This is a genomic window from Acinetobacter sp. ANC 4204 (assembly GCF_002135205.1).
Lineage (GTDB): Bacteria > Pseudomonadota > Gammaproteobacteria > Pseudomonadales > Moraxellaceae > Acinetobacter.
This window is the reverse complement of record NZ_NEFZ01000003.1, coordinates 104,592-127,206: the sequence shown is the minus strand read 5'-3', so window position 1 is coordinate 127,206 and position 22,615 is coordinate 104,592. Positions and strand designations below refer to the sequence as shown.

Sequence of the window (22,615 nt, the reverse complement as noted above, 5' to 3'; positions counted from 1 at the left end):
ACCACAGCTTGGCAGCTGTGGTTTTTAAATACAGTTGAATTAGAACAATACGCGAACGCGGATTGTGCCTTCAACGTCTTGTAGAGTATCTAACGCTTCTTGAGATGCAGTTGCGTCTACATCCATCACCAAGTAACCGACATCACCTTTGGTCATGAGAGACTGACCTGAGATGTTGATGCCGTGCTCAGCAAACAAGTTGTTGATTTTTGACAACACGCCTGGCACGTTTTTGTGGATGTGAAGTAAACGGTGTTTGCCTTCAGTCAACGGTAATGCGATTTCTGGGAAGTTCACCGCAGATAAAGTCATGCCTTTATCTGAATAAGAAACAAATTTCTCAGCCACTTCTAAACCAATGTTCGCTTGCGCTTCCATGGTTGAACCACCCACGTGAGGGGTTAAGATCACGTTTGGAATGTTACGTAGTGGAGAAACGAACTCTTCACCATTGGCTTTTGGTTCTTTCGGGAATACGTCAACCGCAGCACCAGCAACATGACCTGATTTCAAGGCATCTGCTAAATCTTCGATAAGTACGCATGTACCACGTGCAGCATTGATGAAGATTGAACCTTCTTTCATTTGTGCAAATTGGTCTTTACCGAAGAAGTTGCGTGTAGACGGAACGTCTGGTACGTGTAAAGAAACCACGTCAGCATTTGCAAGAAGTTCACCCATAGAACCGACTTGACGTGCATTACCCAAAGGCAACTTGGTCACTGTGTCGAAATAGATCACTTTCATACCCATGCTTTCAGCAAGCACAGAAAGTTGTGAACCGATTGAACCGTAACCGACGATCCCTAAAGTTTTACCACGCGTTTCAAACGAACCAACAGCTGATTTGTTCCAACCGCCTGCATGTGTATCTGTTGATTTTTCAGGTACACGACGAAGAAGAAGAATTGCTTCAGCAAGTACAAGTTCAGCCACTGAACGTGTATTTGAGTAAGGTGCGTTAAATACTGGAATACCACGAACCATCGCAGCATTTAAGTTCACTTGGTTGGTACCAATACAGAAACAACCGACCGCGATTAATTTATTCGCAGCTTCAAACACTTCTTCAGTGAGTTGTGTACGGGAACGAATACCAATGAAATGTGCATCTTTAACCGCTTCTTTCAACGCTTCACCCTCAAGCGCAGTTTTACGATAGTCGATGTTGGTGTATCCGGCAGCATTTAGTGTGTCGATTGCGTTTTGGTGAACGCCTTCTAACAACAAGAAACGAATTTTATCTTTAGGAAGTGAAAGATGTTGGCTCATTACGGCTCCGCTACAAAGGCCAAATTTAGTGGCGATATAATAGCACGTACCGCGCTCGATATACATTTCCTTTATACAGACTCTATTGGGTATTTTTAGTCGCTATAGTGCGTAAAAAAGGCTTTTTGGTCTAATTAAATTAATCATTTCAAAGGTATCCTGAATAAAACAGCTTTTTCTGCGGGAAACAGAAAAAATGCCTTATAATATGACTCCGTGAAAATAACTCAGTTGCGCACTGCTACTGAAATCCTCACGAACTGCCTAAGCTTTAGGGTATGCAAAGACTGAAATCAAACACTTTCCCTGCATAGAACCCTAGCGCCACAAACAACTTGTTTACTTCTTGCAAGGTCTGAAAACGATGAATGCTCCAGTCGCTTTAACCCCAGAGTTATTGACCCAATTGACAGCAATTGTAGGTGAAAACCGCATTAAAACCGATGCGGATAGCCTTGAAAATTGGGGACGCGATCATACCAAACATTTTGATCCAAACCCGTCAGTCATCGTTTTTCCATCGAGCACAGAACAAGTGCAAGCGGTTGTAAAACTTGCAAATGAGTTTAATGTTGCAATTACACCATCGGGTGGTCGTACTGGCTTATCTGCCGGTGCAGTCGCTGCCAATGGTGAAATTGTGGTGAGCATGGACAAGATGAACCAAATCTTGGAATTCTTCCCAGCAGACCGTATGGTTCGTGTCCAAGCAGGTGTGGTGACTGAACAGCTACAAAACTATGCGGAAGAGCAAGGCATGTACTACCCAGTAGATTTTGCTTCTGCGGGTTCGAGTCAAATTGGTGGAAACATTGGCACCAATGCTGGCGGTATCAAAGTCATTAAATACGGCATGACGCGTAACTGGGTACTCGGTTTAACTGTAGTCACAGGTAAGGGTGATGTGCTGCGTCTAAACAAAGGCATGATCAAAAACGCAACGGGTTATGCACTACAACATTTGTTCATTGGTGGTGAAGGCACACTGGGCTTAGTGACTGAAGCTGAAATCAAACTGGAACGCCAACCGCAAGACCTTCAAGTAATGGTATTGGGTGTACCTGATTTTGATGCTGTAATGCCTGTACTGCATGCTTTCCAAGCCAAAATTGACCTGACTGCATTTGAGTTCTTTGGTGAACTGGCAATGCAAAAAGTGTTGGCAAATGGTCATGTGCAACGTCCATTTGAAACCGAATGTCCATTCTATGTATTGTTAGAATTTGAAGCGCCATTTGAGCCAATTATGGACAAGGCGATGGAAATTTTTGAGCACTGCATGGAACAAGGCTGGGTGCTGGATGGCGTGTTGAGCCAAAGCCTCGATCAAGTGGAAAGCTTATGGCGTTTACGTGAAGACATTTCTGAGTCAATTGCACCATTTACACCATACAAAAATGACATTTCAGTGTTGATTACGCATGTACCTGCATTTATTAAAGAAATTGATGCGATTGTGGCAAGCAACTACCCAGACTTTGAAATCTGTTGGTTCGGTCATATTGGTGACGGGAACTTACACTTAAATATTTTAAAACCGGCTGACTTAAGCAAGGATGAGTTCTTTGCCAAATGTCAGGTGGTAAATAAATATGTCTTCGAAACCGTGAAAAAATACGACGGTTCAATTTCTGCGGAACATGGTGTCGGCATGACCAAAAAGCCATACCTTGACTACACCCGTTCAGCGGAAGAAATTGAATATATGAAGGCATTGAAGCAAGTTTTCGATCCAAACGGCATTATGAATCCAGGTAAATTATTCGACCTTTAAGTTCGAATTGGGTTTTAAAAGCGCATTCATCGTGATGCGCTTTTTTTATGGTTGATGGGACTGAATTACATTTACTAAATAGTGTAATAGACCTAAAAAAGGCATGATGGACTGATAAATAATGAATTTTGGGTGGGATTTATGTTGCGTCTTATTTTAGCTTCAGCCGTATGTGTGGGATTATTGTCAGGCTGTGCGACGACAAAAGAGTTAGTAAATAAAGTCGGTTCGTCAGATACGCCGTTGGCTCAGGTACTCAAAGAGCGTCCAGATTTGCGTAATGAGTTAGCTACGGTTGAAATCCGTCAGTACTTTAATACGGTTGAGTCCCCGACTGCGGCAGAAGTCAAAGTGACTGAAACAGGGTTGTTAGATGATTCGGTGAAGTCGGTGCGTACCGTGTATAACTTTAAGTTGGTCGATGGTGACTGGGAAAAAACTGCGACGAAAACCTCTTACCAATGTGCGCGCGGTAAAAATACCAAAAACTTCCAAACAGCGAAGTGTGCATAATAAATCTTTGATTTATGGTTGAAATGTAGGCGAGTCTGCCTCATAAAAAGCGTATCGGTTGATGCGCTTTTTTTAGTGGAATAATTATGAATATAGAACAAGACTTAACAGTATTATTAGAGAGAAAAACTTCAGCACCTTTCTTATTTTTGGGTTCTGGTTTCTCAAAGAGATATATTGATTTAGAGGGGTGGGAAGAATTACTTACGAAATTTTGTTTGAATTTAAGGAATTATTCATATTACAAAGGTAAAGCGAATGGCTGTATTGAGGAATCAGCTCGACATTTAGCAGAAGATTTCTTTGAACATTGGTGGTCACACTCAGATTATGAAAATAGCAGAGGAGATAATCCAAATTTACCATATAAGGATTCGCCTTTAAGATATGAAATATCAAAATATTTAAAATCTAAAACAGAAAGTACTCCGTTAGACTCTTTAAAGTTATATACAGAGTTAGAATTACTTAAAGAATGTGAAATAGATGGGGTAGTCACGACTAACTGGGATTTATTAATTGAAAAGATATTTCCTGATTATGAAGTTTATAAAGGGCAACAGGATATTTTATATTCTAATATTATGAATATAGGAGAAATTTATAAAATTCATGGATGTTGTAGTGATATACAATCAATGGTCTTAACTGATAGTGATTATAAGGATTTTAATGAGAAGAATGCTTATTTAGCATCCAAACTTATAACAATTTTTGTTGAACATCCTGTTATTTTTATTGGCTACTCTCTAACAGATCAAAATATTAAGTCATTGCTACATTCAATTGCATTATGTTCGGGACAGGAAAATCTAGAAAAACTTCGAGATAATTTGATCTTTGTGAATAGATTAAAAGGAGATGGAGAGCCACGGATAGAAAACTCTTCCATAACAATTGATAATGTACAAATACCAATTAGACTGATTAAAACAGACGATTTTATTCCAATTTATCAGGCGTTAAGTAAGTTTGAGCGAAAATTGCCAGCGCATGTATTAAGAATGTGTAAAGAAAGAGTATATGAGTTGGTTGATAAAATTGATCCTACTTCGAAAATATCCGTAATAGATTATGAAAAGATCGATGATTTTAAGGATGTTGAGATTGTATTTGGTATTGGTGTTACAAGCCAGTTAGGTGAGAAAGGCTATGATGGTATGGACACATCAGAATTAATCCATGATGTTATTTTTAATAATGGTAACTACAACTCTAATTTTATTTTAAGTAGAACTCTTCCTTGTATAAATAAGACCACAAAATTCGTACCTGTATTTAAGTACTTAAACACTCTTGATATTCATAAAGTCAGTGAATACCCGTATGATCAGGAACTATTGAAGAAGTTTATTGGTTTTAAACAAGATGGAAATTTTAGACCTTTTAGAAAAGAAGACTTCCGAGGAGCTAATACGTCTGTTTCTAAGTTTGAAGAAAAATATAATAATTGCTCGTTTGAAAATTTTTTAAAGATTGCTTCTGAATATGATTTTGTAACTTGGGTATCATTTTTTGATGATCTGAATTTAGACAAGTTGAGTGAATATCTACAGAACAATTTTACAAAGTATCAACAAGGTAGCTACTCATCTCCTTTTAGAAAAATTATTGTTTTTTATGACTGGTTGAAATATGGTCAATCTCTAAGTTTTGATATTTAAGCCTTATGAAAACCCTTGCCTTTATTCACTCAGAAAGTACACGGACGGCTGTTGGCGACTTTGCCCCAGTCATTTCCGTATTTTCACACTATGAGCTGGGAAACTCGGTTTCACCTTTTCTATTGCTGGATCATATAGGCCCGAGTTATTTACAGCCGACCCACTTAAAAAAAGGCGTGAGTGAACATCCGCATCGTGGCTTTGAAACGGTGACCATCGTTTATCAAGGTGAGCTTACCCATCAGGACTCTACAGGCGGTGGCGGTGTGATTGGCGCAGGGGATGTACAGTGGATGACAGCAGGGGCTGGAGTACTGCACGAAGAAATATTTAGTGAGGCATTTTCCAAAACAGGCGGGGCATTTGAAATGATCCAGCTGTGGGTCAATTTGCCTGCCAAAGACAAAATGAATCCTGCACGTTATCAGCACTTGAGTCATACCATGATTCCAGAACTGGAACTCGCGCAAGCTCAAGGAAAGGTCAGGGTGATTGCAGGGACGTATGAAAACCAGACAGGGCCTGCTCAAACACATAGCCCTATGACCGTGTTGGATGTGCAACTCACAGCAGGGATGAAAACGGTTTTACCCGCATTGGAAGGCGAAACGACACTACTGTATATCCGTAGTGGTCGCATTCAGCTTTATAGTGGCGAAACCGTTGAAGCCCAACAGATGGCGGTCATGTCTAATCATGGTGAGTACCTTGAAATACAAGCTGTCCAAGACTGCACTTTTTTATTACTCAGTGGGCAACCTTTAAATGAACCCATTTATGGGCGTGGCTATTTTGTCATGAACACTTTCGCCGAAGTTTTACAAGCGTATGAGGACTTAAAACAAGGGCATTTTATCGCACCGCGTATAAAATCCAATGTGACAGATGAAACTTAAAAAAGTAACAATACAAACAGATGCAACACTGCTAAAATAGCTTAAATGAGCTTTGTTGGTGTCACCGCTCAGTCTATTTTAATAACACCTTTTCTAAAAACGCTTTGTGAATACAGCGTAAAACCAGTGTGCATTTCTCGCACCCATTACATTTTTTATTCAATTTTACAGTGCTTGCCATTGGGCTTAGTCGTCTCTCCCTCCAACGGACTTCGCTCAGGCTTGTACGCATTTTATATGTAGATAACAATGCAAAACGTACAAACTTTAAAGTTAAGCCGTGCCACATTGATGTTTCCTTTGGCATTGGTTTTATTCGAATTTTCGGTCTATATCGGTAATGATTTAGTCCAACCTGCCATGCTCGCCATTACCCAAGATTTTGGGGTCAGTAGTGCATGGGCACCATCGTCTATGTCTTTTTATTTATTGGGCGGTGCTTGTGTCGCATGGCTGCTTGGGCCGCTTTCAGACCGTTTAGGCCGTAAAAAAGTGCTGCTCTCGGGTGTGGCATTTTTTGTGCTGACCTGCCTTGCAATTTTACTCACTCAAAATATTGAGTCTTTTTTGGCACTCCGCTTTTTACAAGGTGTGGGGCTGTCGATGATTTCTGCGGTGGGTTATGCCGCAGTACAGGAAAGTTTTGAAGAGCGTGATGCTATTAAAGTCATGGCTCTTATGGCGAATATTTCTTTGCTGGCACCGCTGCTTGGTCCTGTGGTCGGGGCATTTATGATTGACCATGTGTCATGGCATTGGGGTTTTATTGGCATCGCCTTTTTGGCTTTTTTGAGTTGGTTTGGTTTAAAAGCCAAAATGCCTGCGACACAGCACAGTATTCCTAAAAAGCCACTACGTTATATATGGGATGATTATAAAACGGTCTATAAAAATAAGACTTTTTTGGCGCTCACCTTTGGTTTGCCTATGGTGGCCATGCCATTGATGTTGTGGATTGCACTGTCACCCGTAATCTTGGTCGAGGAACTTGGCCTGAGCAGTATGCAATACGGCTTGGCGCAGTTCCCTGTCTTGGGTGGTCTCATTCTAGGTAATATTGTGCTGATTAAAGTCATCGACAAAATGGCACTGGGTAAAACCGTGTTACTCGGTTTGCCCTTGATGTTCATCGGTACGCTGTTGGTGGTGCTCGGCACGATTTTCCAAAGCTATTTCTTACCGTTACTGATTGTGGGGATGACTTTGGTGAGCTTTGGCGAAGGTATTAGTTTTTCAGTGTTATACCGCTTTGCGTTGATGTCATCTGAAGTGTCCAAAGGGACAGTTGCCGCAGCCGTTTCGGTCCTGATGATGTTTACGTTTTTCTTCGTGATTGAACTGGTGCGTATGGCGTATGTGGAATTTGGTCTTTGGGCTTATAGTTTGGTCTGCCTCAGTTTAATTACCCTGTGGTTTAGTTTTCCACGTGCGACCGTGAAGAAGGTGATACAAAGCCGTCTTGAGAGCGGTGTCTACTAAGATTTTATTCGCTGAATTTAGCGAAGTTCTCATCAAAAAAGCGCCCATTCAGATGAATAGGCGCTTTTTTATTATGGCTTTAAATAATCCTTTTAAAGCCAGTATTTAAAAATGGTATTAAAACTCAGGCTTCCGCTTGCTCAGGTTCTAGTTTTTTAATTTTGGCATCAAATACAAAAGGCCCAAAGGGTAGAATGGATGCGATCAAACCGAGTATAAACATCTTCAAAGACCATTTTTGCTTTTCACAGACTACAAACAGCACGATGAGAAACAGGATAAATAATACGCCATGCCCCATACCGACATATTTGACTAGGATCGGGTTATCAAAGATGTATTTCATTGGCATCGCAACGAATAACAACAGTAAAAAAGAAATCCCTTCTAAAAATCCTACAACACGTAATGTCTGAATGTTCATGGTCAAAAAATCTATGAGAATGAAGCTTGAGTGTACGCAAGAACCAGATAAAAATGAACCACAATACACCCGTACGTCATGAACCGTTTAAAGATCGTCGTTGTGCAGTCCATTTTATTTAATATCTCGGGTGAGTAGTTCTGTTTTCAATTTGAGCAATTCTGGTAGGGTTTCCAGTAATAGACTGATTTGTTTGAGAACCAAGTGTAAATGCTGACTCATGGTTTCCTGCGCATTTAAGTATTTAATCTCTGCCAGTTTCTGTTGAATCTCTCGCTCGGGTAAGGTCTTATGCTGTAGTAGTACGTCATTCAGCGTGCTTTTACACCAGAGCATGAGTTCCAGTACTTGGTTGTCTTGTACCAGTTCACGATGGCTGCCCAAAGCAGAAATATAGCTGAGTTGACTGTGGCTATATACCAAGTAGCGAAAAGCATGGTGTATCAGTTCTGGGTTTGGATTCGGTTCAGTACTGAGACTAGAAATCATGCTTGCAAGTTCAGTTTGGGCATTGTGTGCAGCACGCCGTGCTCCGCGATAAGCCATGCTATTGTTTTTGCCCTGCTGGTACTGTTCACAAATGGCATCAAAATAGTTGAGGGTGCTATCAGAAGCTTTTTTTATGGTGTTGGAAATATTACGAAAGTCCCAATCAGGCCAGATGAAACTGACCGCGAACCACGCAATGGCGCAACCCATTAGAGTATCCATGATCCTCGGTAAAATAATGGCATAGCCTGCACCTTTTAAATTAAAAATCAGCAGTACCATGAGTGTTGCCATTAGAGTTGCCATGGCATATTTTTTAGAGCTGAGATAGAAAAAGCACACCCCAAAAATGATGGTCAGCAGTAATTGCCCTTCAATACTCGGTACGAAATACAGCAGTGGAATCCCTAAAACAACGCCCAAAATAGTGCCCAAGGTTCGCATTTTTAAGCGACTTTTGGTGGCGAAATAACGCATTTGGCAGACAAATAAGCCCGTCAGTAAAATCCAGTAGCCATGTTGGGCAAAAGGCAGAAGAGAAATGCCATAACCCACAGCAAAGACAAAGGCGATACGTACCGCATGTCGAAACAGTGCCGACTGCGGGGTGAGATGTTGGCTGAGTTTGAGCCACAGATCGTGCCAACCATGAATATCATCATCGTATAAGTTGAGGTTGTCGATGTGTTCTTGATAGCGTTGCTCTTGGCGTAATTGTAGTTCATTTAAGTGTTGAAAGCGTTCATGCACATTGTCTAAGTTATTTAAAATCAGTTGTAGATTTTTGACTTCAATATTATGTGGATTGTCTCGAATCCAGTCTTGCATGGAACTGTGTAAATTCAGCAATGCTTGATTCGTATTGGGATCTGACACATAGATTTGATTGCTGAGAATACAGCGTGCCAATGCCTGACAGGCAAGGGCCTGCAGCCGAATATTTTTTTGAATACGGAAAATAAGATCTGTACGGCTGAAGTTCTGATGTAGCTGTTCATAGTGTAAATAATTAGAGCTGGCTTGCTCATGAATGTCTTGAGCCAGAAAGTATAAATTCAGCCAATAAATCGTCTTTTGGTTGGCGCGTGAGGCCTTTAGTCGAGTGAGCAGCGAACTTTTGGTGCTATTAAAGCTTTGAATAATTGTGCTGTTTTGTAAGGATAAGTCGTAGAGTAATGCTTCAACATTGTTTTGATTATCAGGGTCAAACAAACGTGCTTTGGCATTGAGTAAATCTGCAATTTGCTTAAAACAGCGTGCTAGATTGTCCTGAACGGCCAAAGTTGGTTTTAGCAGATAAAACACAATGGCGGTACAGCCATACCACAATGCGCCCAAGACAAAACAACTGGGTTGAAAGTACCAAACCGAATATTCTCCTAAGCCAAACATGCTGTATAAGGAGAGTAAAATGGTGCCAAAGCTCATCGCTGCATAGCGTTGTCCAAGTGCCCCCAGTAATATAAAACAGGCACTAGAAAGCGATAAGTAAATGATGAATATGAATTTATAGGGATGCAGGAAATCTAAAATACTGCTGACACTAAAGAACAGCACGCAGACATAGACTAGGTTTCTGAGACGAATACTAAGTCGGTCATCGAAGTCAGTTAAGGCAGTTGCAATCGCACCTAAAGTCGTCGGTACGATCAGTTGTTCCAGTCCTAAAAAGTAGAGCCCTAAGGTTGTACCACTCAGCACGATAAAAATTTGCAGGCAATACATAAAAATTGCATTGGACTGAAAAGATTGAAACCACTGGCGAAAATTATTCACGATGTCATTGTCTAGGCTTGATTTTATTTTGCTTTTAGCCTGAACGTTTTTTAGCATACTGTCAATTTAATGCGATTGAACATCACATGAAAAAGGGAGTAAAAAGCGATAAAAACACAGCAGAAAATTCATCCGCTGTGCTGTGTGTATAAGTCAGAACTTATCCACAGAAACGAAGATAAAGCACTTTTTTTTACATGCTAAGGATGCGATAGATTTATTGAATTACACCACACGCGATACGATCGCCACCACCGCCGAGTGGTTTAGGACTATCTGAGTAGTTGTCGCCACCTGCATGCACCATCACCGCTAAACCTTGTATGTTTGCTAAACTCAAACGAGGTGCAAGTAAATTGACTTTCGCATTACCTGCTGAGTCGACATTCAAGATGGGTAAATCACCCAGATGACCGTTGAGCGGTGTACCGTGGTTGGGTGCTTTTTCGGGGTTAAAATGTCCGCCAGCAGCTAAAGCTGCAACTGGTTTCCCTTCTTTTTCAGCCACATCACATGAGCCTTTTTCATGGATGTGAAAACCATGTGGGCCCGGCGGAAGCTGGCTTAAATTGGTTTGAATAACTAGGCCAGCAGGGCTGTCAGTAAAACGAATGGTACCAATTTTTTGTCCCACACCTGCAGTTGAAACCGCATGAACATCGACATTTTTGACCATCGTGTTACTTTCAGTTGGAGTCGTGCTACATGCCACAGTCCCTAAACCAATCAACGCCATGAGCGCACTTAGTTTTAAAGTAGAAGACAACATATTAGATCCTTTTTCCTTAAAATTCAGAACCATTCAAACAAAGGCAAGGCTTGGGTTCAATGTTCTCCGTACAGTGTTTTTGTATCTGACATAAAAAAACGCATGCTCTCGGTGAAAGCATGCGTTTAAGTTATTTCACTAAAGTTATTTTTTTGGCGTGTCTAATGGCTCTTCAGGTGGATCATAAGCTAATGTCGCTTTCGGCATCATCAAGGGTTCATTGACCTGCTCATGCAACCATTCACGCCAAATAGCTAACAGCACGGCTAGGATCACAGGGCCAATAAATAAACCGATCATACCAAAGCTGGCTAAACCACCTAGCACACCAAACATGATGAGTAAGAATGGAATTTGAGTTGCACCTGAGATCACCAATGGGCGAATCACATTGTCCGCTGTACTCACGACACAAACACCCCAAGCCATCACACCTATAGCCTCAATGGTTTGACCTTGTGAGAACAACCACAGTGATACGGCACTATAAGCGACAGGAGGGCCAAATGGAATCAACGCAAATAAGAAGGTAACAATGGTGAGTACCATTGGATTTGGAACACCTGCAACAAAGTAACTAATGCCTGCCAAGAGTGCTTGAGCAACAGCTGTAAGCCCTACACCATACAGCACGGCGCGTGTTGTTTCAGAAATGGTATCTAAATAGTGATGAATACGTGGTCCAATCACCATTTCAAGTGCCTTACTAACCTGACTTAAAATGGTTTGTCCATCACGGTAGAAAAAGAATAAAGACATGACTGCAAAGCAGAGTTTGAAAATATTTTTACTGATTTCACTGAGAACTAAACGACCATAGCTTAAGTGGCTTTGGAACCAACCTGAAACATTTTGTACGATGCTATTGGGGTCAGTATTGATTTCTTTTAAGGTCCGTGTGACTTCCTTACCGATAAAAGGTAAGTCACGGATAAATTGAGGCACATCTAAGTGACCAGAAAAGACCTGTTTTTGTAATTCGTAAAATAAGCTCCGACCTTCGTGTTGCAGCATAAAGATTGCAAAGGTCAATGGAATTCCGACCACCAATATAACCATGCTGATCATAATGGTTGCACTTAAAGTCGGACGCGGTCCACAGAGCTTCTGCACGGAGTGATATAAAGGCCATGTGATATAGGCAATAATCGCAGCCCAAAGCACAGGTACAATAAAGTATTTCAGGACTTGAAAGCTCAAATAGAACAGAATAAAAATCAGTCCAAATAACAATACTTTTTGTAAGGCTGGTGCGTATCGTTGCACGGTATTCACTGCTATATCTCTAAGGTCAAAGTCATATTAACTGAAAAAAATGCGAACGAGAATGTACCCTTGGTAAGTTCTCGTGAATTACAGAACATAAAAGCAGAGTTCATTGGCTTATCTTTATCTTCAATGCCTTAGAACCATGCACTTGGATCATCGACAATTGCATTGAGCAAAGGTTGCCATTGGCTTTGGATGGTTAAATAATTTTTTTGTGTTTTATCAAATATGCTTAAGCCTTGCATTGCCAATTGACCATACGCGGTACGCTCAGAAATCCATGCGATCGGTTGCTGTTCAATCTTTTCAAAAAAGTCTTGAATGTCTTTGGCACTGGCGCTGTTGGCTTTGACCCGATTGGCTAAAAGGAGAATTTGAACTTTACCTTTACGGATACGTTTAATCTCTTGCAAGTGTTTTAAAAAACGTCGTGTACTGTCAATATCAAAAAATGAGGGTTGCAGTGGGGTCACAATTGCATGTGCTTCACTCACCAGTTGTTCCGCATGTTCACCAGACAGTGCGCCTGGTGCATCAATAATTAAATATTCAATATTTTTAGGGACTTCACCAATTGATTTTTCATGACGCCAATCCAAACTTTCAATATGTGCTACGTGGTCAGGGCGTTGTTTTAACCACTGACGGGCAGACTTTTGATTATCAGCATCGGCCAATGCGACCTTATAACCTTTCTGTGCAAGTGCTGACGCTAAATTAATTGCGGTTATCGTTTTGCCACAGCCACCTTTTTGGTTTGCAATTAATATCGTTTTCATGACCTTAAATGATTTTATTCTGCTCATCCCTAGCATATCATTCTTTTGTGTGCTGGATATGACACATGACCAAAGTTATAAGCTTAAATCTTGCTAGCAGTAGCACAAAATTAGGAAAAAACCATGTCCATATGGATGGCAATGTTGATCGGTGCAGTAATCGGTGTGGTCTTGACCACCCTTATTTTAAGTCACAGCCGAAATGGACGCATCAAAGCAGAATATGAGCGCTACATTGCCGAATTAGAATTAGAGCATCAGCAGGCTTTGGCTCAAGCACAAAAGCGCAGTGTCAATACCAGTCGTGCAGTGTTGAAAGGCAAAATGGCAGAGCAACTGGCACCGATTATGCCGCAGTTTGAATACTTACCCAGTGATGCTAAATTTTTGGGAGATCCTGTCGACTATGTGGTGTTTGATGGTTATACCGACCTGCGTGATGGTGAGGGGAAAGCGGAAGATATTGAAATTGTGCTTATTGATATTAAAAGCGGTGGGGCAAGGCTGACCAAAGGACAAGTGGCCATTGCGCAAGCGATTCAAGCAGGGCGGGTACGTTTTGAAACGGTACGCATCGACTTTGATACGGCGGAATAAGCCAAGTAGCAACAAACATATCCATTCAATCGAACAACTTCAAATACAGCATGATATGAATATTGCGATTATCTTAATTGGGTTTTTGCGCACGAGCAAAGTACATCAGTTGTCCGAGTTTCGGGATTCCCTCAGCATAAAAGTAGTGTTGTTCTATCACATTAAATCCTGCTGTTTTTAAGGACTGTTCAATATTTCGATTGAGATGGCAGCCATCCGCTAAACGCTTTTGCACAGGCGTGAGTAAGTGTTGTAGGCGCTGAATATACAGATTATTGGTGTTTAACACATGCTCCACCACATGTAAGGTACCACCGGGTTTGAGCACGCGTAATATTTCTAGCAAAGCCTGTTCTAGCTCTGCAATACTACACAGCGTCCACGTACTGACTACATGTTCAAGGCTGTGGTCGGCAAAAGGCAACTTTTCCGCACGGGCTTGTACATGATGCACTTCAAATGCTGCTGCTTGTACCCGCTCTACAGCCAAATGATAAATTTCAGGACTGGGTTCAAGGGCATAGAGCGTATCGACATTTTGATAAAAAGGCAGATTCAGCCCTGTACCAAAACCAATTTCCAATACATCTCCCTGAATCGGTAAAAGTAGTTCACGGCGCTTGTCCATTAAACTGGGCACTTGCATGACCTGATTTAATACATGTGGAAAAATGTGTTGTTGATAATATTTATAAAGCATGAGCGAATGGATCTTTTTTTATTGTTGATTAGCCTAACTGAAAAATGCTCTAGCTAAAAGTAGACTGCATAATTCGTTCACAATGTTACTAAGTTCATAAGCTTTTTTTCAGGAAACTGGACTAAGATGAAAATTGATTCATATTTTCCTAGGTTGATGGGAATGAGGTTTGCAATGAAATCTAAATTTATCTTACTCAGTTTACTCTCAAGTTTACTGTTGCCGATTAGTGCCAGTGCCACTGTAGATTACAACATTGCTAAAGGTCTTGCACCAGCTTCAAAGGATCAATCTATTTCTGTGTTGAAACCGTTTAAAGGGGATTTTCGAATTTTGGGTTCAAAGACCTATTCGGAAGATGAGCAAGCCAAATTTTCACCGATAGACTATGCAGTGAGTTGGGGGTTATTTGCTGAGCCTGAAATTGCACGACATATTACTGTGAATCAATATGACCGTTATCTCAATTGGAAAATTGATCGTCTGCCTGTACCTGCTGAGCAAGCGATGCAGATGGTTTCGAATATGCACATCATTCCAGCTAACCCTGAAATTGCGAAACAAATTAAACATGTAAAACGTGGTGACTTGGTTCGTTTAAAAGGTGATTTGGTTGAAATCAAAGATAAAGATCTAGTCTGGACGTCTTCTTTAACCCCAACCGATACTGGCGATGGCGCTTGTGAAGTCTTTCGTGTCAGCTCAATCCAATGGATTGAACGGGTGAAGGGATAAGCGATAAATCAGGTTAAACGAGTTCTTTAGACTATGCTGTTCGACAGTATTGTAGGACAGAACAAACCATATCGTCTTGCTCCACGTGAAACCTATTTAATATATGCTTTAAATGCTTATAGATACGTAATTTTAAACTATTTTATTGATAAACCACGTTCAAATTGTTTGAACGTGGTTTTTTATCTTTATTTTGCGGTTAATGCCGTACCATCAAACGCAATACCATCCCAACCATTCAACATGAACTGACGAATATTTTGATGATCTGTTGCATCAGGTGTCGCTAAAACAGAGGCATAGTGTTCTGCAAATAAGCTTAAGGTTTGTGCTTGATCGAGACCTTGAAGCTGTGCAAACGAAAACACTTTGGCACTGCCTTGGTTTTCAGTTGCCGCATTGTGTTGTAAACCATTTTTAAACGCAGTTGGCGTATGTGTATAAGCCGCTTCAATAAAAGCCAGTACATCTGAAAATTTTGCTTCGCCCGTTGCAAGCTGAGCCAATAAGACCTGTGCCATGTGTATATGTCCGATTAAATTTATGCTCACATCATACCCAAAAAGTGTAGGTTTGTGAGTTTTGCATTTGAGAAAACTTTTGAGCTTATTTTAAGAATCGGCTCAAGCTTGAAAAGCCTTGATGTCGGTAGATTGATTCGGGTTTAATAGGTCCAGTATTGATGAACTGTGGATAACTTTGGACTTATCCATACAGCTTTTGCGAAAAATAGGGCAATTAAATGAATTGGATCTTGGTGGCTTTGGGCGGTGGAATAGGGGCCTGTTTACGCTATGGTGCAGGCTTATTGCTCTTCAAACCGAATATGAGCTTTCCATGGCCGACGTGGTGGATCAATATTATCGGTTGTTTTACTGCGGGACTATTTTTTGCGCTCAGTCAAAAATATCCAGTACTTCAACAAGAAGCACGTTTATTTTTAATGGTGGGTGTATTGGGCGGTTTTACCACTTTCTCAAGTTTTGGTCTCGAAACGTTTCAATTACTGAGACAGGGGCAAATGCTACTCGCTTTGAGTTATGCATTATCAAGTTTAGTGGTGGGTGTGATTGTACTTGGAATAGGATTCTATTTACTCGACAGCCTTTTTAAGCCTTAAATATTTTAGAGCGTCATTGTCGCAATTGAAGACATAAAAAAAGAAGCCTAAGCTGGAGGAGGTCTTAGGCTTCTTGATATCTTTACTATAACGCGTATAGCTTAAAGAAAAATGAAATTATTGTGAGCGTTTGAAACGCGCGAAACGTTTGTTGAAACTTGCAACACGACCTTCATTACTGGTTTGACGTTGCTCACCCGTATAAAACGGATGTGACGCACTTGAAATATCCAAACTGACATAAGGATACGTTTTACCTTCATGCTCACGGGTCTGGTTACTTTGTAATGTACTACCGATAATGAAAAATGCATCGGCATTGGTGTCGTGAAATAGCACTTCGCGATACTCTGGATGAATATTGGCACGCATACGGCATCTCCTTAAATCTATTATTTTTGAAATGTTATAATATAACAATATTAAAGTCAAAATAAACCCAGTGACTTTATGTAACTGGGTTTATTGGAGTTGAATTGGTTTTGTTCTCAGCTATCGTCATTATTTAAGCTGTGGGCGGTACCAACTCTTCAAACAGATCATTAAGGTTGTCGTGGACTTTGAGATGAATCAGGTTCCAGTAATGTCCAGACACCGTGCGATTGACCATCAGCGTATCGGGGGAGGGTTTAAACACATCCCAATATTTCAGCGATGGTTTGACCAGTTCAATGCCATCATGATGCGCAGAGTTCTCAGCAAAGTCATACATGGTCGTAAGGGGGCGCATCAGCACCTCTAACCATGCTTCATACAGTTCGGCAGGAAATTTTCCTTGTTCAGACATGGAGTGCAAAGCAGTCAGTTGTTGCTCCATGGCCAAGATATTACTGTCGCGCGCTGCTTGAATCAGTTGCTTAAAATGCATCACGATTTCAGTCGATAGGGTTTTGACACCGCCGTAGTCATACACGATCACGCTGCCATCTTCACGAAAGGCAAAGTTGCCTGGATGGGGGTCGCAGTGAAAGCGCTTTAAAAAGAAAATTTCACGACCAATGGCACGGAATAAACGACGTCCCAGTTCATTGCGCGTGTCTTGTGACCACGTACTGGCAGTTTCAATGCTTTCGCCGTGCTCCAAGCTTAAGGTCAAAATATGACGGCTTGAATAGTCTTTGTAGACTTGAGGAATAATAATTTTAGGGTCTAGGGCCTGATGAAAGGTTCGTGCGACCTCTAAGTTTTGCGCTTCTATTTGATAGTTCAGCTCGTTATCCAAACTGTCCTGAATTTCTTTAAAGAGTTGATCTTGTAACTTACGGTCAATTTTGAGCACACCCATTAAGCGGAGCGCTAAACGGACTTGTTTTAAGTCGCTTTCACAGGCTTCTTCTACACCCGGATATTGAACTTTAACTACGACTTGCTCGCCACTCGGTAAAGTGGCTTTATGCACTTGGCCAATGGAGGCTGCGGCAAAGGGTTGTTCTTCAAAGGCTGTAAAAATTTGATTAAGCGGTTTACCCAGTTCTTTTTCTACCTGCGCTTTGATTTCGCTAAATGGCATCGCTGGCGCTTGGCGTTGTAATTTACTAATCGCGCGTGCCACTTCAGGTGGGAAAATGTCTTTGTACTGAGATGCAATTTGCCCAACTTTCATTACAGCACCTTTCATTTCACCTAAGGTATCTGCAATTTGAACTCCAATGTCCTGAAAAAGCTGACTGCGCGCCGCATTTTTTTTATCTTCATCGGCATTGAAGTTTCTAATTGAATTGGTCACAGTCTTGGTTGCGATACTTGCCGTCATACTGGCAAGTTTCATAAAGCGACGACCGGGCGTACGAGTCGTATTTGCCATGCGATATTCCTCGGGGCATTTTTGTTACATCTCAGATTTGATCATAGGCGACAAATGCAAGACTGCCTACTTTAAATTGTTAAGCTGATGTTTCTATTTAAATAATAGTGGTCAATTGAGTGAATTGCACGCTGGATGTCGCTGCATTTAAAAATCGCGTTACACTGTGCGAAAAATTTTGAGTATGAAATAAATGAAAGTTTATCGTTATTTTACAGGCAAGGATGATGTGCAGTTTTGTGCACGTGTTACCAAAGCACTGAATGAAGGCTATAGCCTGTATGGTTCACCGACCATGACCTTTAATGGCAATGAAGTGATCGTAGGGCAGGTGGTGGTCAAAGAAGTTGAGGATGAAAGCGAAGTACCACAGGGTCTGAAAGATGCTTTGGCACAACTGTAAGAGAGAAATAGGAGAGTATTTAACCCTCCTATTCACCGCAAAGTTTTAGTGATAGTCCTGACTGAGACGTTTATTGTTGTTATAAAGTCGAAGCAAGAGTAGGGCACATGCTACGCTTAAACCAACAATCAACCCAATCCACACGCCTGCTGCACCTATGTTGGTATAACGTGCCAAATAAATGCTGACTGGAAAAGCCACAATCCAATAGGCAATCATGGTGATCCACATTGGACCTTTGGTGTCTTGCATACCACGCAAACAACCTGCAGCGCTAATTTGCCAAGCGTCCATCAGTTGGTAGGCGAGTGCAAACAATAGTAAATACATCGCAACTTCTGATACTTCATGATCAGAGGTATAAATTGCCACAATTTCAGGACGGAACAGCGCAATCAGTAACATGGTCATCAGCGCCAAAACCGTACCCGTAGCGAGTCCGAGTTTTTGCACCTTTCGCATTGCGATCCAGTTTTTCTCGCCATAGTAAGTCCCAACACGAATGGTGAGGGCGATAGCAAGGGACATCGGAATCATAAATAACTGAGAGGTGACCGACATTGCAATCTGATGTGCTGCCACAATGGTTTCCCCCAGTGGACTGAGAATAATTGCAGCGGTACTAAAAATACTGACTTCAAAGAAAATAGCTAAACCAATGGGTAGACCAAGTTTTAAAATACGCTCGATCCAATAGCGATCCATCTTCTCCCAAGTACCAAATACTTGAGTTTTTTGATACGCCGAGGCTTTAAAAATATAAGTGGCCAAAGTGACAAACATGATCCACTGTAAAATTGCAGTGGCAAATCCACAGCCTGCCGAACCCAGCGCTGGAATCGGGCCGAAACCATACATAAAGACAAAGTTTAGGGGAACCAAAAGGACCAAGGCGGCTAAGCTAATCACGGTAACAGGACGTGGGTGGCCGAGCGCTTCTGAATATCCACGCAGTGCTGCATACATCGTTACCGCAGGCATACCAAAGCCAATCGCATGTAAAAATAAACTGGCTTTAGGCAGTAAGTTTGCAGGTACACCCATGAGGGGCAATAACAGTGGCATGGCTTGTAAAATTAAACCCGCAATACTGCCTAAAATAAAGGCGACCCAAAGGGATTGACGAGCAATGGTGGCGATTTTTTCAGGGGTACGTGCACCATTCGCTTCGGCCACCAATGGTGTGGTGGCAATCATGATGCCGCTAAACAGCAACATCACAGGGATCCATAAACCGACCCCGACAGCAATTGAGGCTAAATCGGTCGGAGATAAATGTCCCGCCATGATGGTATCAATCAACCCAAGACCCGCTTGAGAAAACTGCGTGATCAGGATGGGGAGCATTAACACCAATAACTTTTTTAATTCGAAACGATGGGAGGTGATTTTATTTGTAGTCGACACAAAAATTACTCATATTCATCATGTGCTTGGTCTAAATAAATTCAGCGTTGTAAAGTGAGAAGCACACCAATAAAAATTACGACGCCACCAAGCAAACGCTGCCAATTGACAGGTGTTTTTTCGGTACCCAATAGACCATAGTGGTCAAAAATCATCGAAGTCAGGATTTGTCCAAAAATAACCAAACCTGAAAACGTGAGAAAGCCTAATTGAGGCGCAGTATAGATGCTTATACTGATGGCATAAACCCCTAGGCATCCGCCGAGCCATAAGTACCACGGAATATTGGAAAAAGCATGTAACTGTGGTTTGTCGACAGGCTGAAACAAAACTAAAAGCGCTAACACACAGGTTCCAACGAAAAAGGATAACAGTGCAGCTTGCAGGGGTGAGTATAGATATTCTCGGAGTTGTGTATTCAGGGCAGTTTGAAAGGTCATAGCAATACCAATACCGAAAGCAAGCGGTAACATAAACAGCAATTGGCTCGATATTTTCATCATTTTAAACCATTCATTCTTCTTGTCTTTTTATCAGTCTAATCCAAATAGCCACAGATTTCATAAGTGTCTTGATGCAGTCATGTTAAAATGTGCAAGATTATCGCTGTGCTTTAGAGTCTCGTCCTTGACCGATTTACATCCTGCAAATATTCCGTTGTCTTTATATATCCACATGCCGTGGTGTGTGCGTAAGTGTCCTTATTGCGACTTTAACTCGCACGCAGTGCCAGATGGCAAACTGTCCCTAGATTTAGAGCAAGAATATTTACATGCTTTGGTTGAGGACTTTAAAACTCAGCTTGAGTTTGCTCAAGGGCGTCACATTCATAGTGTGTTCATTGGCGGTGGAACACCGTCCCTCATTTCAGCGCAGGGATATCAATGGTTATTTGCTCAGCTCAAAGCATTACTACCGTTTGAGACGAACTGTGAAATTACCTTAGAAGCCAATCCGGGTACAGTGGAACATGACCCTTTTGCCGATTATTTGGCAGCAGGCATTAATCGGCTTTCGATTGGGGTGCAAAGTTTTAACACGGAACATCTAAAAAAACTGGGGCGTATTCATAGCAATAGTGATGCTATTTCAGCCATTGGTTTGGCACGTGATGCAGGTTTTAAACGCATTAATGTCGACCTGATGCATGGCTTACCTGAGCAGACTTTGGAACAAGCCTTATTGGATTTAAAACTCGCTGTGGAAAATGGTGCCACGCATATTTCATGGTATCAACTGACCATTGAGCCGAATACGGTGTTTTTTAGAACCCAGCCGATTTTACCAGTGGATGATGTGCTTGAAGAGATTCAGGCGCAGGGAGAAGCTTATTTAAAAGCGCAGGGATTTATCAACTATGAAGTTTCGGCATGGCGTAAGGAATTATCTTCTGCACATAATCTGAATTACTGGCAGTTTGGCGACTATTTGGCGATTGGGGCAGGTGCACATGCCAAAGTGACCCAGCTAGATGGGGTCTATCGTTTCCAGAAAACTCGTTTACCGAAAGATTATTTGGCTAAAGTCCCTGCGGAGCATGTACAGTTTAAGCGGATTGAAGCCGACGAACTTCCATTTGAGTTTATGATGAATGCTTTGCGTTTAAATGATGGGGTTGCAGTTGAATATTATGCACAGCGTACAGGTTTGAATCTGGAGAGTTTGGCTGAAACTTTGGACTCATTACGCAGTCGAAAATTAATGGTGGATGATGCGACGCGTTTAGCGTGTACCGAGCAGGGGCATGTGTTTTTAAATTCAGTGCTGGAATCATTTCTCTGAGTTTTAGAACCATGATTGCGTGGGCAATCATGGTTCTAAATTTAAACGAAAGGGGATATCGGCTGTGCATGATGGAATCAAAACAGCTGTTCATTTTGCTTACACGATTAACGTGTTGTATACCCGCCATTGGCAAAAATAGTTTGTCCTGTAATCCACCAGCCATCTGTAACCAAGAAGCGTACCAATGGCTCTATATCTTCAATTTTGGTGAGTCCGCCCAGTGCTGAGGCAGATTGATGATATGCAACTGCTTCGGGGGCTTCCTGAGCATAGAAAAAAGGCGTATCCATTGGACCTGGTGCAACAGCAGTAACAGAAATACCACGACTTCCAAATTCCTTAGATGCTGCACGTGTATAGTGTTCTACTGGTGCTTTTAGTCCTTCATACGTTGAATAAAGACCCGTATATGCTGCGAGTAAACTCGTTACGATATTGCATATTTTCCCACCTTCATTCAGATGACGTCCTGCTGATTGAATAAAGAAATATGCAATTTTATTGTTGATGTCATTCATGTCATCAAACTCTTGTTCAGTCGTATCTAGATAGGGCTTTTTAAGGACGCGACCAACGGTATTAATTGCGATATCAATTCCACCAAACTCAGTTTTAGCTTGAACGAATAGTGCTTCAATGTTTTGAATATTTGTTAAATCAGCTTGTACCAAGATGGCGTTGACACCAAATGCTTGCACTAGATTGAATGTGTCTTCGGCATCTGCTTGTGTTGCTGTACTATTATAATGAATGACTAAATTTGCGCCGTGTTCTGCAAACTTACGTGAAATCAATCCACCTAAATTCTTAGCACCGCCAGTAATTAATACAGTTTTTCCTTTCAGGTCGTGTTGTGACATGGGCCTAGCCTCGGTTTGTATGTAGTTGTTTGAAGTGATCTTAAAAGAATTTATTTGTATGAAATAGTTGTTAAAATTGCACTGATTGTCTGAAAAAGTT

The 22,615-nt window shown here is 41.4% G+C and carries 23 protein-coding genes; 10 read left to right on the top strand and 13 right to left on the bottom strand.

Annotated features, from left to right (window positions below; translation table 11 throughout):
* Positions 1-39: 39 nt before the first annotated feature.
* Positions 40-1,272, bottom strand: a complete 1,233-nt coding sequence (serA, locus tag B9T36_RS08165; RefSeq protein WP_086209011.1) for a phosphoglycerate dehydrogenase — start codon at positions 1,270-1,272, stop codon at positions 40-42.
* 364 nt (positions 1,273-1,636) lie between these two features.
* On the opposite strand from serA, the gene B9T36_RS08160 reads away from it, so the two are divergent.
* The 5 genes from B9T36_RS08160 to B9T36_RS08140 all read left to right on the top strand — a co-directional run bounded on the left by B9T36_RS08160 (position 1,637) and on the right by B9T36_RS08140 (position 7,598).
* Positions 1,637-3,046, top strand: a complete 1,410-nt coding sequence (locus B9T36_RS08160) for an FAD-binding oxidoreductase (protein ID WP_086209010.1) — start codon at positions 1,637-1,639, stop codon at positions 3,044-3,046.
* Positions 3,047-3,187: 141 nt separating this feature from the next.
* A complete protein-coding gene (locus tag B9T36_RS08155; RefSeq protein WP_078389157.1) occupies positions 3,188-3,559 on the top strand; it encodes a hypothetical protein in 372 nt (123 codons plus the stop codon).
* A gap of 86 nt (positions 3,560-3,645) precedes the next feature.
* Positions 3,646-5,223, top strand: coding sequence for an SIR2 family protein (locus B9T36_RS08150; protein ID WP_086209009.1), 1,578 nt, complete (start codon positions 3,646-3,648; stop codon positions 5,221-5,223).
* 5 nt (positions 5,224-5,228) lie between these two features.
* Complete coding sequence (locus B9T36_RS08145) at positions 5,229-6,119, top strand: pirin family protein (protein WP_086209008.1); 891 nt, start codon at positions 5,229-5,231, stop codon at positions 6,117-6,119.
* 249 nt (positions 6,120-6,368) lie between these two features.
* Positions 6,369-7,598, top strand: coding sequence for an MFS transporter (locus B9T36_RS08140; protein ID WP_086209007.1), 1,230 nt, complete (start codon positions 6,369-6,371; stop codon positions 7,596-7,598).
* 124 nt (positions 7,599-7,722) lie between these two features.
* Here B9T36_RS08140 and B9T36_RS08135 read toward each other — a convergent pair whose 3' ends face one another.
* The 5 genes from B9T36_RS08135 to B9T36_RS08115 all read right to left on the bottom strand — a co-directional run bounded on the left by B9T36_RS08135 (position 7,723) and on the right by B9T36_RS08115 (position 13,104).
* The gene (locus B9T36_RS08135) at positions 7,723-8,022 is read right to left on the bottom strand and encodes a DUF3817 domain-containing protein (RefSeq protein WP_004977999.1); all 300 of its coding nucleotides are present in this window, start codon (positions 8,020-8,022) and stop codon (positions 7,723-7,725) included.
* Positions 8,023-8,136: 114 nt separating this feature from the next.
* Entirely contained in the window at positions 8,137-10,287 is a 2,151-nt protein-coding gene (gene yccS, locus B9T36_RS08130) for a YccS family putative transporter (RefSeq protein ID WP_086209189.1), read from the bottom strand.
* Positions 10,288-10,504: 217 nt separating this feature from the next.
* A complete protein-coding gene (sodC, locus tag B9T36_RS08125; RefSeq protein WP_086209006.1) occupies positions 10,505-11,056 on the bottom strand; it encodes a superoxide dismutase family protein in 552 nt (183 codons plus the stop codon).
* Between the two features lie 144 nt (positions 11,057-11,200).
* Positions 11,201-12,322: an AI-2E family transporter gene (locus tag B9T36_RS08120; protein ID WP_162900251.1), complete on the bottom strand. Its 1,122-nt coding sequence runs from the start codon at positions 12,320-12,322 to the stop codon at positions 11,201-11,203.
* Positions 12,323-12,459: 137 nt separating this feature from the next.
* Positions 12,460-13,104 carry a ParA family protein gene (locus B9T36_RS08115; protein ID WP_086209004.1) on the bottom strand — a complete coding sequence of 215 codons (645 nt, stop codon included), beginning with the start codon at positions 13,102-13,104 and terminating at the stop codon, positions 12,460-12,462.
* Positions 13,105-13,227: 123 nt separating this feature from the next.
* On the opposite strand from B9T36_RS08115, the gene B9T36_RS08110 reads away from it, so the two are divergent.
* Positions 13,228-13,701 (top strand): Holliday junction resolvase-like protein, encoded by a 474-nt coding sequence (locus B9T36_RS08110; protein WP_086209003.1) that lies wholly within the window; start codon positions 13,228-13,230, stop codon positions 13,699-13,701.
* Between the two features lie 73 nt (positions 13,702-13,774).
* On the opposite strand, the gene B9T36_RS08105 is transcribed toward B9T36_RS08110, so the two are convergent.
* Positions 13,775-14,401 carry a class I SAM-dependent methyltransferase gene (locus B9T36_RS08105; RefSeq protein WP_086209002.1) on the bottom strand — a complete coding sequence of 209 codons (627 nt, stop codon included), beginning with the start codon at positions 14,399-14,401 and terminating at the stop codon, positions 13,775-13,777.
* 174 nt (positions 14,402-14,575) lie between these two features.
* Between B9T36_RS08105 and B9T36_RS08100 the strand changes: the two genes are divergently transcribed.
* On the top strand, positions 14,576-15,136 hold the full coding sequence (locus B9T36_RS08100; RefSeq protein ID WP_086209001.1) for a hypothetical protein: 561 nt from the start codon (positions 14,576-14,578) through the stop codon (positions 15,134-15,136).
* Between the two features lie 188 nt (positions 15,137-15,324).
* Here the strand turns inward: B9T36_RS08100 and B9T36_RS08095 are convergent, their stop codons facing one another.
* On the bottom strand, positions 15,325-15,657 hold the full coding sequence (locus B9T36_RS08095) for a HopJ type III effector protein (protein ID WP_086209000.1): 333 nt from the start codon (positions 15,655-15,657) through the stop codon (positions 15,325-15,327).
* A gap of 221 nt (positions 15,658-15,878) precedes the next feature.
* Between B9T36_RS08095 and crcB the strand changes: the two genes are divergently transcribed.
* Positions 15,879-16,256: a fluoride efflux transporter CrcB gene (gene crcB, locus B9T36_RS08090; RefSeq protein ID WP_086208999.1), complete on the top strand. Its 378-nt coding sequence runs from the start codon at positions 15,879-15,881 to the stop codon at positions 16,254-16,256.
* Between the two features lie 117 nt (positions 16,257-16,373).
* Here the strand turns inward: crcB and B9T36_RS08085 are convergent, their stop codons facing one another.
* Entirely contained in the window at positions 16,374-16,628 is a 255-nt protein-coding gene (locus B9T36_RS08085) for a type B 50S ribosomal protein L31 (protein WP_086208998.1), read from the bottom strand.
* A gap of 133 nt (positions 16,629-16,761) precedes the next feature.
* Entirely contained in the window at positions 16,762-18,060 is a 1,299-nt protein-coding gene (locus B9T36_RS08080; RefSeq protein WP_086208997.1) for an ABC1 kinase family protein, read from the bottom strand.
* A 193-nt stretch (positions 18,061-18,253) separates the two neighbouring features.
* Between B9T36_RS08080 and B9T36_RS08075 the strand changes: the two genes are divergently transcribed.
* On the top strand, positions 18,254-18,463 hold the full coding sequence (locus B9T36_RS08075; protein WP_086208996.1) for a DUF1737 domain-containing protein: 210 nt from the start codon (positions 18,254-18,256) through the stop codon (positions 18,461-18,463).
* Positions 18,464-18,508: 45 nt separating this feature from the next.
* Here B9T36_RS08075 and B9T36_RS08070 read toward each other — a convergent pair whose 3' ends face one another.
* Together B9T36_RS08070 and B9T36_RS08065 are read right to left on the bottom strand one after the other, a co-directional pair.
* Positions 18,509-19,810, bottom strand: coding sequence for an MATE family efflux transporter (locus tag B9T36_RS08070; protein ID WP_086209188.1), 1,302 nt, complete (start codon positions 19,808-19,810; stop codon positions 18,509-18,511).
* Between the two features lie 101 nt (positions 19,811-19,911).
* Positions 19,912-20,373, bottom strand: coding sequence for a DMT family transporter (locus B9T36_RS08065; protein ID WP_086208995.1), 462 nt, complete (start codon positions 20,371-20,373; stop codon positions 19,912-19,914).
* Positions 20,374-20,497: 124 nt separating this feature from the next.
* Between B9T36_RS08065 and hemW the strand changes: the two genes are divergently transcribed.
* Positions 20,498-21,652: a radical SAM family heme chaperone HemW gene (hemW, locus tag B9T36_RS08060; protein ID WP_086208994.1), complete on the top strand. Its 1,155-nt coding sequence runs from the start codon at positions 20,498-20,500 to the stop codon at positions 21,650-21,652.
* A gap of 107 nt (positions 21,653-21,759) precedes the next feature.
* On the opposite strand, the gene B9T36_RS08055 is transcribed toward hemW, so the two are convergent.
* On the bottom strand, positions 21,760-22,515 hold the full coding sequence (locus tag B9T36_RS08055; RefSeq protein ID WP_086208993.1) for an SDR family oxidoreductase: 756 nt from the start codon (positions 22,513-22,515) through the stop codon (positions 21,760-21,762).
* Positions 22,516-22,615: the final 100 nt, after the last annotated feature.

Coding starts and splice junctions, on each gene's coding strand:
- B9T36_RS08140 (WP_086209007.1), top strand. CDS start 6,369: ATGCAAAACGTACAAACTTTAAAGTTAAGCCGTGCCACATTGATGTTT.
- B9T36_RS08095 (WP_086209000.1), bottom strand. CDS start 15,657: ATGGCACAGGTCTTATTGGCTCAGCTTGCAACGGGCGAAGCAAAATTT.
- crcB (WP_086208999.1), top strand. CDS start 15,879: ATGAATTGGATCTTGGTGGCTTTGGGCGGTGGAATAGGGGCCTGTTTA.
- B9T36_RS08105 (WP_086209002.1), bottom strand. CDS start 14,401: ATGCTTTATAAATATTATCAACAACACATTTTTCCACATGTATTAAAT.
- B9T36_RS08135 (WP_004977999.1), bottom strand. CDS start 8,022: ATGAACATTCAGACATTACGTGTTGTAGGATTTTTAGAAGGGATTTCT.
- B9T36_RS08160 (WP_086209010.1), top strand. CDS start 1,637: ATGAATGCTCCAGTCGCTTTAACCCCAGAGTTATTGACCCAATTGACA.
- B9T36_RS08070 (WP_086209188.1), bottom strand. CDS start 19,810: ATGCTCCCCATCCTGATCACGCAGTTTTCTCAAGCGGGTCTTGGGTTG.
- serA (WP_086209011.1), bottom strand. CDS start 1,272: ATGAGCCAACATCTTTCACTTCCTAAAGATAAAATTCGTTTCTTGTTG.
- B9T36_RS08110 (WP_086209003.1), top strand. CDS start 13,228: ATGTCCATATGGATGGCAATGTTGATCGGTGCAGTAATCGGTGTGGTC.
- B9T36_RS08075 (WP_086208996.1), top strand. CDS start 18,254: ATGAAAGTTTATCGTTATTTTACAGGCAAGGATGATGTGCAGTTTTGT.
- B9T36_RS08155 (WP_078389157.1), top strand. CDS start 3,188: ATGTTGCGTCTTATTTTAGCTTCAGCCGTATGTGTGGGATTATTGTCA.
- B9T36_RS08080 (WP_086208997.1), bottom strand. CDS start 18,060: ATGGCAAATACGACTCGTACGCCCGGTCGTCGCTTTATGAAACTTGCC.
- B9T36_RS08085 (WP_086208998.1), bottom strand. CDS start 16,628: ATGCGTGCCAATATTCATCCAGAGTATCGCGAAGTGCTATTTCACGAC.
- B9T36_RS08055 (WP_086208993.1), bottom strand. CDS start 22,515: ATGTCACAACACGACCTGAAAGGAAAAACTGTATTAATTACTGGCGGT.
- B9T36_RS08145 (WP_086209008.1), top strand. CDS start 5,229: ATGAAAACCCTTGCCTTTATTCACTCAGAAAGTACACGGACGGCTGTT.
- B9T36_RS08100 (WP_086209001.1), top strand. CDS start 14,576: ATGAAATCTAAATTTATCTTACTCAGTTTACTCTCAAGTTTACTGTTG.
- sodC (WP_086209006.1), bottom strand. CDS start 11,056: ATGTTGTCTTCTACTTTAAAACTAAGTGCGCTCATGGCGTTGATTGGT.
- B9T36_RS08065 (WP_086208995.1), bottom strand. CDS start 20,373: ATGATGAAAATATCGAGCCAATTGCTGTTTATGTTACCGCTTGCTTTC.
- B9T36_RS08115 (WP_086209004.1), bottom strand. CDS start 13,104: ATGAAAACGATATTAATTGCAAACCAAAAAGGTGGCTGTGGCAAAACG.
- B9T36_RS08150 (WP_086209009.1), top strand. CDS start 3,646: ATGAATATAGAACAAGACTTAACAGTATTATTAGAGAGAAAAACTTCA.